Annotated in this window: 6 protein-coding genes; all 6 read left to right on the top strand. The window is 36.7% G+C overall.

Annotated elements, in window-relative coordinates:
* The first annotated feature begins 1 nt into the window (after window position 1).
* The 6 genes from ACWA1F_RS16165 to ACWA1F_RS16140 all read left to right on the top strand — a co-directional run bounded on the left by ACWA1F_RS16165 (window position 2) and on the right by ACWA1F_RS16140 (window position 12,910).
* Window positions 2-832 (top strand): BRO family protein, encoded by an 831-nt coding sequence (locus tag ACWA1F_RS16165; protein WP_456895040.1) that lies wholly within the window; start codon window positions 2-4, stop codon window positions 830-832.
* Window positions 833-1,047: 215 nt separating this feature from the next.
* On the top strand, window positions 1,048-2,193 hold the full coding sequence (locus ACWA1F_RS16160) for a sialidase family protein (RefSeq protein WP_456895038.1): 1,146 nt from the start codon (window positions 1,048-1,050) through the stop codon (window positions 2,191-2,193).
* 94 nt (window positions 2,194-2,287) lie between these two features.
* Window positions 2,288-3,175: a sugar phosphate isomerase/epimerase family protein gene (locus ACWA1F_RS16155; RefSeq protein WP_456895036.1), complete on the top strand. Its 888-nt coding sequence runs from the start codon at window positions 2,288-2,290 to the stop codon at window positions 3,173-3,175.
* A 338-nt stretch (window positions 3,176-3,513) separates the two neighbouring features.
* Window positions 3,514-6,243 carry an alpha-d-galacturonidase gene (locus tag ACWA1F_RS16150; protein ID WP_456895034.1) on the top strand — a complete coding sequence of 910 codons (2,730 nt, stop codon included), beginning with the start codon at window positions 3,514-3,516 and terminating at the stop codon, window positions 6,241-6,243.
* Window positions 6,244-6,697: 454 nt separating this feature from the next.
* Window positions 6,698-10,138: a malectin domain-containing carbohydrate-binding protein gene (locus ACWA1F_RS16145; protein ID WP_456895032.1), complete on the top strand. Its 3,441-nt coding sequence runs from the start codon at window positions 6,698-6,700 to the stop codon at window positions 10,136-10,138.
* Between the two features lie 366 nt (window positions 10,139-10,504).
* The gene (locus ACWA1F_RS16140) at window positions 10,505-12,910 is read left to right on the top strand and encodes a sugar-binding domain-containing protein (RefSeq protein WP_456895030.1); all 2,406 of its coding nucleotides are present in this window, start codon (window positions 10,505-10,507) and stop codon (window positions 12,908-12,910) included.
* Window positions 12,911-12,998: the final 88 nt, after the last annotated feature.

The following is a 12,998-nucleotide window of genomic DNA, read 5'->3' as shown; positions in this document are numbered from 1 at the left end:
TATGGATGCTGTTAAAGTTTTTGAAGATAAAAAAGTACGAAGTCATTTCGATGCTGATAATGAAATATGGTATTTTTCAATTGTCGATATTGTTGAAATTCTCACCAATCAGCCTCATCATCAGGGAGCAAGAAATTATTGGAAAGTATTGAGAAGCAGATTGTTGAAAGAAGGAAATGAAACGGTTACAAATTGTAACCGGTTGAAATTAGTTGCCGAAGATGGTAAAATGAGACTTACTGATGTAGGAAATGTCGAAGATATTTTTAGAATAATTCAATCCATACCATCACCAAAAGCAGAACCCTTTAAACTTTGGCTGGCAAAAGTAGGATATGAACGCATACAGGAAATTCAGGATCCGTCAGAAAGTATAGATCGTGCCAGAGAAAACTGGAAACAGCACGGAAGAAGCGAAAAGTGGATTCAGCAGAGAATGATGGGGCAGGAAACCCGCAACAAACTCACTGATTATTGGAAAGAAGCTGGCATCGAAGAGAAAAGTGAATTTGCTTTTCTAACCAACATCATCCATAAGGAATGGACTGGACTATCAGTAAAGAAACACAAAGAAATAAAAGGATTAGAATCGCAGAATCTGCGAGATCATATGAGTGAAGCTGAATTAATTTTTACAGCGTTAGCCGAACTTTCTACAAGACAAATAGCAGAAAACGATGAAGCAAAAGGACTGGAGGAAAATGCTGTAGCCAGTAAAAAAGGCGGTTCAGTTGCTAAGAATGCAAGAATTGAACTCGAACAACAAACAGGCAAAAATGTAGTAACTGGAGAGAATTTTTTGCCTCCAAATCAAAAAGATCTTCCTGAATAAGTATAAATTTCTATCTACAATTTTGTTTTGATGACACTTTCGTCAGGAAATTTTGCGATAAACGTTAAATAACTTACATTTTTAGTATTTCGGGACAGTACAGGATACATTGTTAATTTTTTAGTGTTATTTTTACACTTAATAAATATTTTTACCTAAAAAAATGTTAGGTCTATATTTATAGTCAGAAAAAATAATTCATAATTTAATTAAGAATGAAGATTACAAAATTAGCATTTGTCTTGTTTGGACTTTTCCTTTTAGGAAGTTGTAAGTCGGCTTTAGAAAAGAAAACTTGGAAAGAAGGAATTTTAGTAGATCAGTTTGTTTACGATAAAGCACCTTATCCGTCTTGCCACGCTATTACAATTGTCGAAGCAACAAATGGTGATTTAGTAGCCTCTTGGTTTGGTGGAACTCACGAAAGAAATCCTGATGTCTGCATTTATGTGGCAATCAAACCAAAAGGAAGCGATACTTGGAACGAAGGTGTAAAAGTAGCAGACGGCGTAATGAAAGAAGGGCCAAGATTACCAACTTGGAATCCCGTTTTATATCAAATTCCAGGTGGAGATTTAATGCTTTTCTACAAAATTGGACCAAAACCATCAGAATGGTGGGGCGTAATCAGAACTTCATCTGACGGCGGAAAAACATGGTCTGAGGCTCAAAAAATGCCTGATGGTTTCTTAGGGCCAATCAAAAATAAACCAGTTTTATTAAGCAACGGAACTTTACTTTGTCCGTCAAGTATTGAAGGTGACGGTTGGAGACTTCGCATGGAATCGACTCCAGATTTCGGAAAAACTTGGGTAATGGGTGACACACTTTCGAGAGGAAAACAAAAAATCAATGCGATTCAGCCAAGTATTTTATTTCATAAAGATGGCAGTATTCAGGCTATCGGAAGAACCAGAAACAGAGCGATTTTCAGTACTTTCTCAAAAGATAACGGAAAAACATGGTCGGATGTGGAGTTAATCGGACTTCCAAATAATAACTCAGGAACAGATGCTGTAACTCTTAAAGACGGAAGACATTTGTTAGTTTATAATCACGTTCTGCCTCCAGGAAAAGAAGCAAAAGGACCAAGAACACCATTGAATGTTTCAGTTTCTAAAGACGGAATTCATTGGAACGCAGCTTTGGTTTTAGAAGATTCAAAAATCAGTCAATATTCATATCCATCCATGATTCAGAGTTCAGACGGAATGGTGCATATTGTGTACACTTGGAGAAGAGAAAAACTGAAATATGTAAAAGTAGATCCAAGTAAATTAAAAGCACTTCCAATCAAAAACGGAATCTGGCCGGGCGAAGAAGGAAAAGTAGTCACGGCCGTAAAAGCAGAAGAAGAGTAAAGAAAAGGTCGCCACTAATTTCACGAATTACACTAATTTTTTAAATATAATTCGTGAAAATTGGTGCAATTCGTGGCAGAAAAAAACATACCCAATGATATATAAAAAACATTTATTAGTTGCCATGCTAGTTGTTTTATCAACCACATTCAACAGCTGTGCAACGGCTCAGGCATCAAAAAACAAACAGCAGTATAAAGTTGCGGTTTGCGATTGGATGATTTTAAAAAGACAAAAATTAGGCGCTTTCGGGTTAGCATCTGAAATAAAAGCTGACGGAATTGAACTCGACATGGGCGGTTTAGGAAATCGTCCGACTTTTGACAGCAAATTAGGCGATCCTGTAGAAAGACAAAAATTCTTAGATAAATCGAAAGAATTAAATGTCGGAATCAGCTCAATTGCCATGTCAGGGTTTTACGCACAGTCTTTTGCAAAAAGAGAAACCATCGAACCGATGATTAACGATTGTGTAAAGGCAATGAAAGACATGAAAGTTAAAGTCGCTTTTTTACCATTAGGAACTGAAAGCGACTTAACTAAAAATCCAGAACTGCGTCCGATTGTTATTGAAAGATTAAAATGGGCAGGAAAGCAAGTCGGTAAAATTGGCGGAGTGATTGCTATTGAAACTTCATTAAGCGCCACAGACGAGAAAAAGCTTTTAGAAGAAGTAGATTCAAAATACATTAAAAGTTCTTTCAATTTTGCTAATGCCGTAGATAACGGAAGAGATATAGTATCAGAATTAAAGATTTTAGGGAAAAAACATTTAGCACAGATTCACGCTTCAAATACCGATAAATTTTGGTTAGAAAACGATCCAGCGATCGATATGCCAAAAATCAAACAAACATTAGACGAAATGAAATGGAGTGGATGGCTTATTGTGGAGCGTTCAAGAGACGTGACACAAGTTCATAACGTAAAAGCCAATTACGGAGCGAATGTAGCTTATTTGAAGAAAGTTTTTCAGAAATAAAATAAATTGGTGAAAATATGTAATCGTTAAACAACACAATTTTTCACTTAAAAATCTGCGTGATGTTTTTGCGCAGATTTTACTCTCATTTTTGTCATCCCGAGGAACGAGGGATCTCCGCAAGATGCTCTACAAAGATTGTCGATTTAGTTTGCGGAGATTTCTCCTCCGTTGGAATGACAAAAAGACGAAAACAATCTTATGAAAATGAATGCCCTAGCCCCGATAGAAGTGGAAATCCTTTTTTATTTTTTCTTTAAAAATAAAAAAGATTGTAACGGATAGCGGGATTAGCTCCTGAAAAAAAAATTGATTGCCAAGAATAAAACCAGAACACAATGAAACATTTACAATTACTTCTTTTATTTTTTTACGTCACTTTCGCGCAAGCGCAAAACATCACCATTGTGAGTGATGCCAACGCGCCGAGAGCTAAATACGGTGCAGAGAAATTAGCCGAAACTTTAACTTCAAAAGGTTTTCAGGTTACAGCTTCAGACAAATTCAAAAAATCAAAAGATAAAGTAATTGTTATTGGTGAAAAAGGAACTGATTTTTGGAAAAAAAACGCCAAAAGCTCTAAAATAGACGACAGCAAACTGACTAAAAAAGAAGGTTTTCAGATTCGTACACAAAATAATATCATTTATATCGAAGGAACAGATGCAACTGGAGCGTTGTACGGCGCTTTGGAATTGGTAGACCGAATTAAAGATTCTGGTAAACTTCCATCAGATCTGAATATCGACGATAGTCCAGAAATGGTTTTACGTGGAGCTTGTATCGGAATGCAGAAACCCGTATATCTTCCTGGACGTGACGTTTACGAATATCCGTATACGCCAGAAACTTTTCCATGGTTTTACGATCAAAAATTATGGATTAAGTACTTGGATATGATGGTTGATAACCGCATGAATTCCTTATATTTATGGAACGGACACCCATTTGCTTCTTTGGTAAAACTAAAAGAGTATCCATTTGCAGTAGAAGTAAGTGACGAAGATTTCAAAAAGAACGAGGAAATCTACAAATTTCTAACTGTTGAAGCTAACAAAAGAGGAATCTGGGTGATTCAGATGTTTTACAATATCATTGTTTCTAAACCTTTTGCAGAACATTACAATATTAAAACTCAGGATCGTTCACGACCAATTACGCCTTTGTTATCAGATTATACCAGAAAATCAATTGCAGCTTTCATCGAAAAATATCCAAACGTTGGTTTAATGGTTTGTTTGGGAGAAGCAATCAATACCGTTGATGACGACGTAGAATGGTTTACCAAAACGATTATTCCGGGTGTTCGCGATGGTTTACAGGCTTTAGGAAAAACAGAAGAACCGCCAATTATCTTGCGTTCGCACGATACAGACGGACCTTTGGTAATGGAAAAATCGCTTCCATTATACAAAAACTTATACACAGAAAGTAAATATACAGGAGAATCTTTAACGACTTACACGCCGGGCGGACCTTGGGGTGAAACGCACAAACAGTTGAGTTCTCTAAAATCGATTCATATCGAAAATGTGCATATTTTGGCTAATTTAGAGCCTTTCAGATACGGTTCACCAGATTTTATTCAGAAAACGGTAAAAGCCATGCACAATATTCACGGAGCAAATGCTTTACACTTGTATCCGCAAGCTTCATATTGGGATTGGCCGTATTCTGCCGATAAAACCAAAACAGGCGAACGTTTATTAGAAATGGATCGCGACTGGATTTGGTACAAAGCTTGGGCGAGATATGCTTGGGACAGTAAAAGAGACCGAAATGAAGAAATCAAATATTGGGATAATGACTTAGCTGCAAAATACGGAACGAGTCAGGAAGCTGCTAACAACATTCTAAAAGCATACGAAGAAACAGGAGAAATTGCTCCAAAAACGTTAAGACGTTTCGGAATCACAGAAGGAAACCGCCAAACTTTATTGTTAGGAATGTTCGAAAGTCAGTTGGTAAATCCATCAAAATGGAGAGTATATCCGGGATTCCACGAATCTTGCGGGCCTCCGGGCGAATTATTATTGGAATATGCAAAAAAAGAATGGAACAAAGAACCGCATTCTGGCGAACTTCCAACGCAGATTATTGCTGAAATTACAGAACACGGAAGATTAGCAGTTGAAGCGATCGATAAAGCCGAAGCCAGCGTAACCAAAGATAAAGAAGAATTTTTACGTCTTAAAAATGATGTTCATTGTTATAAAGCTTTCGCTGATTTTTTCTCAGAAAAAGTAAAAGCTGCGATTTTGGTTTTGCGTTACAGCTATTCAAATGATATTACCGATTTAGATAAAGCGCTGCCGCATTTAGAAAAAAGTATCGAATATTACGAACTTTTGGTAAATCTAACAAAAGATCATTATTGGTATGCCAACAGTATGCAGACTGCACAACGTCGAATCCCGATTGGAGGCGACGACGGAAACAACAAAACCTGGGCAGAATTGTTACCGCATTACGAACGTGAATTGGCTAATTTTAAAAGAAATTTAGAAAAGCTGAAATCGTCAAAAGACGGTAAAATCGAAACCAAAGAAGGAAAACCTTGGAAACCTGCTGAAGTAACTTTCATCGACGAAAAACCAGGAACCTATTTAGTTAAAAAAGGAACAAAAGTATACGCAACAGATATTTCTGAATTAACCAAAATTGCTCCAGAACTTCAAAATTTAAAAGGATTCTCATTTGTAGAAAACGACCAAAATGAAAAAGGTACTCATTTGAAGTTTAGAAACACAAAAGCGGTTAAATTAGTAGTCGGTTATTTCAACTCCGATCAGAAAAGATTTTTGTTACCGCCAAGTTTAGAAACCGATGCAGCAGGAAATGCGCATGGTCAGGCTGAAGTGATTTTGGCAAGCGCCATGAATTTGAAAGAATTGCCACGTGTAAATATTCACACCTATACTTTCCAGCCGGGCGAAAACAAACTCGATTTAGGAAAAGGAAAAGTATTGATTTTAGGTTTCATCGACGCAGATCAGACCATTACACCGCGTGATGTCGGGTATATCGATGCAGGAGAAAAAGCAGCAATCGACTGGTTGTTTTATTAATAATTTGGGCGTGTCCCTCCGGGTCGGGCTTTCGGCTATATCTTTTATTCCGCTCCGCTGCATAAAAGGATACCGCCTCAATCCCTCACGCAAACCAAACGTTACGCTAAACCTGACGGGTTTTGAAAAGCCGTAAGGTTTACATCGAAAATGTAATACAATCTTGTTATCTGAGCGAAGTCGAAGGATACGCAAGAAACTCGACAGAAGTTTGTCATTTCGAGGAACGAGAAATCGCACTCGGGATTCGACAAAGATTTGAAATACTGTGCGGAGTTTCTAGTGCGATTCCTCCCTTCGGTCGAAATGACAAAACAACGACCTTTAGGTCAACAACAATTAAAAAACAACCTTATATAACTTATATGGTTTTAAAAATATGAACAGAATAGTTTTTTTTATTTTTTGTTTTTTCTCAAGTTTTTGCACTGTTTGGAGTCAGGGCAAAAGTTCAGTGCGTAAAGAAATTTCGCTGAATCCATCTTGGGAGACCGTAATGCTGGATAATCTTCCGCTGAAAGAAGAAGATTTTGTAGAAAATCCAAAAACTGATTCCAATTGGCAAAAGGTAAGTGTACCTCACAATTGGGATCAGTATTATGGTTTCAGGAGAACAAAACATGGGAATTTACACGGAACTGCTTGGTACAAAAGAACTTTAAAACTGGATAAAATTGCATCCGGACAAAAGTTCTTTTTGTTTTTTGAAGGCGTAAGTTCATACGCTAAAATTTGGGTAAACGGAAAAAAAGCTGGTGAACACAAAGGCGGAAGAACTACTTTTACATTGGATATTTCCAACTTAATTTCCTCAAAGAAAGAAAACCAGATTCTGGTAAAAGCATCGCATCCATCCTTTATTGCCGATCTTCCATGGGTTTGCGGAGGTTGTTCAGGCGAATGGGGATTTTCAGAAGGTTCTCAGCCAATGGGGATTTTCAGACCTGTTTCTTTGGTTATCACAAACGATGTTAGAATCGAACCTTTTGGTATTCATATTTGGAATGACAAATCGGTTTCGAAACAAAAAGCGATCCTGCATACAACTACTGAAATCAAAAATTACGGGACTTCAAGTCGAAATTTAACCGTAGAAAATACTCTTTTTGATGCTTCTGGAAAGAAAATTTCTAGCATTAAGAATCAAATCAAATACAATTCGGGAGAGAAAAAAGAAGTAGCGTTGACGTTGCCGGAAATTCAAAATCCGAAATTATGGTCGCCTTCGAATCCATATTTGTATAAATTGGTTACGACTATTTCTGAAAACGGAAAAATTATCGATCAGTTAACGACACCTTACGGAATCCGTTGGGTGAGCTGGCCGGTTAGCCGTGACGGAAAAGACAATCGTTTTTTCATTAATGACGAATCTGTTTTTATCAATGGAGTTTGCGAATACGAGCATCAGATTGGAAATAGTCACGCGTTTTCAAACGAACAGATTCATGCTAGAATCGAGCAAATAAAAGCCGCTGGATTTAATGCTTTCCGCGAAGCACATCAGCCACATAATTTAAAATATCAGGCAGCATTAGACGAAAACGGAATCTTATTCTGGAGTCAGTTTTCCGCACATATTTGGTACGATACACCAGAATTTAAAGAAAATTTTAAAACGCTTTTACGCGAATGGATTAAGGAACGCAGAAACAGTCCGTCTGTAGTAATGTGGGGCTTGCAGAATGAAAGCACAATTCCGAAAGAATTTGCGGAAGAATGCACGCAGATTATCCGCGAAATGGATCCGTTATCTGAAAAACAAAGAATAGTAACGACTTGCAACGGTGGAGAAGGAACAGATTGGAATGTCGTTCAAAACTGGTCAGGAACTTATGGTGGTGATCCTTTAAAATACCATCTCGAGATGACGACGCAGTTATTAAATGGAGAATACGGCGCATGGCGTTCGGCTGATTTGCATACCGAAGGCGAATTCGATCAAAAAGGAACTTTAAGCGAAAACCGTTTTTCACAATTAATGGAAATCAAAGTCCGCGAAGCCGAATCAGTTCGTGATAAAATTGCGGGACAATTCAACTGGCTTTTTGCTTCACACGAAAATCCGGGACGCGTTCAAAATGGTGAAGGATTTAGAGATATTGACAAAGTAGGCCCCGTAAATTATAAAGGACTTTTTACGATTTGGGGCGAACCTTTAGATGCGTATTATATGTACCGCGCCAATTATGTTTCGAACAAAAGCAATCCAATGGTTTATATCGTTTCGCATACTTGGCCAAGCCGTTGGGAAAAAGCGGGAATCAAAAATGGAATCGATATTTACTCGAATTGTGACGAAGTAGAATTGTTTAATGACGTCAATAAAACTTCATTAGGAAAACTAAAAAATCCGGGAATCGGAAAACATTTTCAGTTTAATAATGTCAATGTTCAGTACAATGTTTTATATGCCGTTGGATACGTAAACGGAAAAGCCGTTGCGAAAGATTATGTTGTTTTAAATAATTTGCCAAAAGCACCAAATTTAGAAACTTTAACGCCAAATAAAACCGATATTTTAAAGGCAAAAAGCGGATTAAATTACATTTACAGAGTAAATTGCGGCGGTTCAGAATTCACAGATTCTAACGGAAACACTTGGTTAACCGATACACACAAAAGCGGAAAAAATACTTGGGGTTCTTTATCATGGACAGATAATTTTGAAAAACTGCCCGATTTTTACGCAAGCCAAAGAAGTAGTTTTGATCCTGTAAATGGAACAAAAGATCAAGCTTTATTTCAAACCTTCAGATACGGGGTTGATAAATTAAGTTATGAATTTCCTGCGCCTGATGGAGAATATGTAATCGAATTATACTTTACAGAACCTTGGTACGGAACTGGAGGCGGAATGGATTGCAAAGGCTGGCGTTTGTTTGATGTCGCAATAAACGATAATGTTGTTTTAAAAGATTTCGATATTTGGACAGAAGCGGGGCATGATAATGCTTTAAAGAAAACATTTAAGGTAAAAAGCACTGGCGGAAAAATTAAAATTTCGTTTCCAAATGTCAAAGTGGGGCAGGCGATTATTTCGGCAATTGCAATCGCAACCAAAGATTATCACGCTAGACCTGTTGAGGAATCAGCTAGAAATATTCAGAATGTAAGTTTAGATTCTAAAGATTTTAAAATCGCTTCTTGGTTGGATATCAATTCAAAACAATATCTAAACTCAGAAGTTGTATTTACAGAATTGCCTTCAGAAGTTTTTGGTGCTGATTTCATTCAGTTTTCGAATAATTCAAAAGTTTCGGGTTCATTTACAGCAAAAGAAGAATCGACGTTTTATGTTTTAGCTGACAATAAAATTAAGACTTTAAATTGGCTTTCAGATTATAAAAAAATAGAAGAAAAAGCGAAAAACAGCGCTGGAATTTCATTTGATGTTTTCACTAAAAAAGTAAAAAAAGGCGAGAAGGTTTCTTTTGATAATTCTGAAACGATTTCAACGATTGTTGTAGTGCCAACTTACGATATGGGCGAAAAAGATGATTCTAGACCAGTTGTAATCATCGAAGCCGAAAAAACAAAAACAACTGGAACTGGAATCGAAAAAGGAAATTTCAAAAAAGCAGATTATATTGAATTTACTAAAAAGACGAATAACAGCATTGAGTTTGAAGTAAAACCAGGTGTTGCGGGAATTTATTTAATGCGTTTCCGTTTTATGAATCGAAATGAAACGCCATTAAAAGTAAAATTCAAAATGGAAGATGCATACGGAATCTTGATGCGAAATGATACGATTGAATTTTTTCCTTCTCCAGAAAAATGGAAGATATTAAATACAACATCAGGAGGTTATATTAACGCAGGAACATATAAAATTACGCTAGAAGGAGATGATTTGAAAGGGTTGCTGTTGGATAATTTCGAGTTTCAATAAAAAGGTATTGCCACGAAGACGCGAAGGTACAAAGGTTTTTAAACCATATAAGTCATATAAGTTCAATTAAGTTTGATCGCGTTAAGATTCCTTTGTCAGGCCGAGCGGAGTCGAAGCCCGAGCAAGAAGCTCGACAAAGATTGGCGATTAACTTTACGGAATTACTTTGCGTGGGCTTCGACTCCGCTCAGCCTGACAAATAAAGAGTATAGATTTAAATTAGAATAAAAAAATAATCGCGCAAAGTCGCAAAGACGCTAAGAAATTAACCATATAAGTGATATAAGAAATTTTAAGTTTTGCTAAAATAAACTTATAGCACTTATATGGTTTCAAAAAAAACTTTGCGAGAGAAAAAATAAAAATATGGTTAAGAAAATTTTACTTGCATTTACAGTTTTGCTTTCAGCATCAATAATGGCACAAAAACAAGCCAGAATTGTAGAAGACTTTAATAAAAACTGGAGCTTTAAATTAGGAGATCATCCAGAAGCGATAAACGCAAACTATAATGCATCAGATTGGAGAGCGCTCCAATTACCGCATGACTGGAGTATTGAAGGAGCTTTTGATAAAGATGCTAAAACCAAACAAGCGCAAGGTTTTTTGCCTGCTGGAAAAGGCTGGTATCGCAAGATTTTTACTATTCCTGCAAGTTGGAAAAGCAAAACAATTTCGATTGAATTTGATGGAGTTTTTAAGAATAGCGAAGTGTTTATAAACGGTAAATCATTAGGAATGCGTCCAAATGGATATATCTCTTTTGGATATGATTTGTCTCTTTATCTGAATTATGGACAAGCCAATATTATCGCTGTTAAAGTTGATAATGATGCGCAACCCAACTCAAGATGGTACACCGGCTCTGGTATTTATAGAAATGTAAGATTGGTGGCTAGCGAAAAACTGCATGTTGGGAAGTGGGGAACTTTTGTAACTACGCCTGAAGTTTCAACAAACAAATCAAAAGTGCATTTAGAAGTTACAATTGATAATGATAATGATACTACTAGAGAATTTACATTGGTGACATCTATTTTAGATGCTAAGAATAAGGAAGTGGCTAATAAAATTTCGATAGAGAAAATTGGGGCTAAGACATTTGAAACCAAAGTGCATAATCTGGATGTTCTAAAACCGCAATTATGGAATACTGAAAATCCCTATTTGTATAAAGTTGTTACTAAAATCTACGAGAAATCTGTACTAGTTGATAATTACGTAACACCGCTTGGATTCCGTTATTTTAATTTTGATGCTGAAAAAGGATTTTCATTGAATGGTGTTCCGACTAAAATTTACGGAGTTTGTCTGCATCATGATAATGGCGCTTTGGGTGCTGTAGAAAATATCCACGCTGTTAGAAGAAAATTGACATTGATGAAAGAAATGGGAGCAAACGCCATCAGAATGTCTCATAATCCGCATTCTTTAGAAATGATGCAATTGTGTGACGAAATGGGATTCATTGTTCAGGACGAAGCTTTTGATGTTTGGAAAAAGAAAAAAGTAACCAACGATTATCACAAAGATTGGGATGCTTGGCACAAACAGGATTTGGAAGATTTTATTAAAAGAGATCGAAATCATCCGTCTGTAATGATGTGGAGTATTGGTAACGAAATCCGTGAACAGTTCGATTCAACTGGAATTGCGATTACACGTGAGTTGGCTAAAATTGTAAAAAATCTAGACACGACTCGCCCTGTAACTTCCGCTTTGACGGAGAATGTAATTGAGAAAAACTTTATTTATCAATCGGGCGCTTTAGATTTATTGGGATTCAATTATAAACACGAAGATTATAAAGATTTCCCCACGAAATTTAAAGGACAGAAAATACTAGCATCAGAAAGTGTTTCGGCTTTAGAAACCCGTGGGCATTATGATTTTCCTGACGGAATAAAAGCTTGGCCAACCAAACACGGCGCTCCATTTGACGGAAATGCAGATTGGACGGTTTCGGCTTACGATCAGGTGAAATCGTATTGGGGCGCAACGCACGAAGAAAACTGGAAAACAATAAAAAGTCAGGATTTCATGGCGGGAACGTTTATTTGGACAGGATTCGATTATATCGGTGAACCAGATCCGTATCCTTTTCCGGCAAGAAGCTCGTATTTCGGAATTGTAGATTTAGCCGGACTTCCAAAAGATGTGTATTATATGTACCAAAGCGAATGGTCGAAGAAAGACGTTCTGTATATTTTTCCGCATTGGAACTGGAAAAAAGATCAGGAAGTTGCTGTTTGGGCATATTATAATAATGCCGATGAAGTGGAGCTTTTCTTAAACGGAAAATCTTTAGGTAAAAAAGCCAAACAAAATGATGATTTGCATATTTCGTGGAATGTGAAGTTCGAACCTGGAACGCTAAAAGCGGTTTCCAGAAAGAATGGAAAAGTAGTTTTAGAAAAAGAAATTCATACCGCTGGTGAAGCTGTTAAAATTGATTTAAAAGCAAATAAAACTTCTATCAAAAATGATACTTACGATTTGGTTTATGTGACGGTTTCTTTAGCCGATAAAGATGGAAACCTTTTGCCAAATGCCATGGACTTAATCAATTTTGAAGTTACTGGTGGAGGAAAATTAGTTGGAGTTGATAATGGCTATCAAGCCAATTTGGATTCGTTTAAAGCCAATTCTTGTAATTTGTTTAACGGAAAATGTATTGCGATTATTCAGTCGAATGGGAAGAAGGATAATATTCGGTTGAAAGCTTCTGCCAATGGATTGTCGTCTTCAGAAATTACGATAAAAGTAAATTAAAAAAATCTCGCAAAGGCGCGAAGTCGCTAAGCTTTTTGAACCATATAAGTTATATGAGTAATTTTAAGTTTTGCCTTAATGATCTTAA

This window comes from Flavobacterium erigeronis (assembly GCF_054075165.1).
This window is presented reverse-complemented; position numbering and strand designations above follow the sequence as displayed.

Coding starts and splice junctions, on each gene's coding strand:
- ACWA1F_RS16140 (WP_456895030.1), top strand. CDS start 10,505: ATGGTTAAGAAAATTTTACTTGCATTTACAGTTTTGCTTTCAGCATCA.
- ACWA1F_RS16150 (WP_456895034.1), top strand. CDS start 3,514: ATGAAACATTTACAATTACTTCTTTTATTTTTTTACGTCACTTTCGCG.
- ACWA1F_RS16165 (WP_456895040.1), top strand. CDS start 2: ATGGATGCTGTTAAAGTTTTTGAAGATAAAAAAGTACGAAGTCATTTC.
- ACWA1F_RS16155 (WP_456895036.1), top strand. CDS start 2,288: ATGATATATAAAAAACATTTATTAGTTGCCATGCTAGTTGTTTTATCA.
- ACWA1F_RS16160 (WP_456895038.1), top strand. CDS start 1,048: ATGAAGATTACAAAATTAGCATTTGTCTTGTTTGGACTTTTCCTTTTA.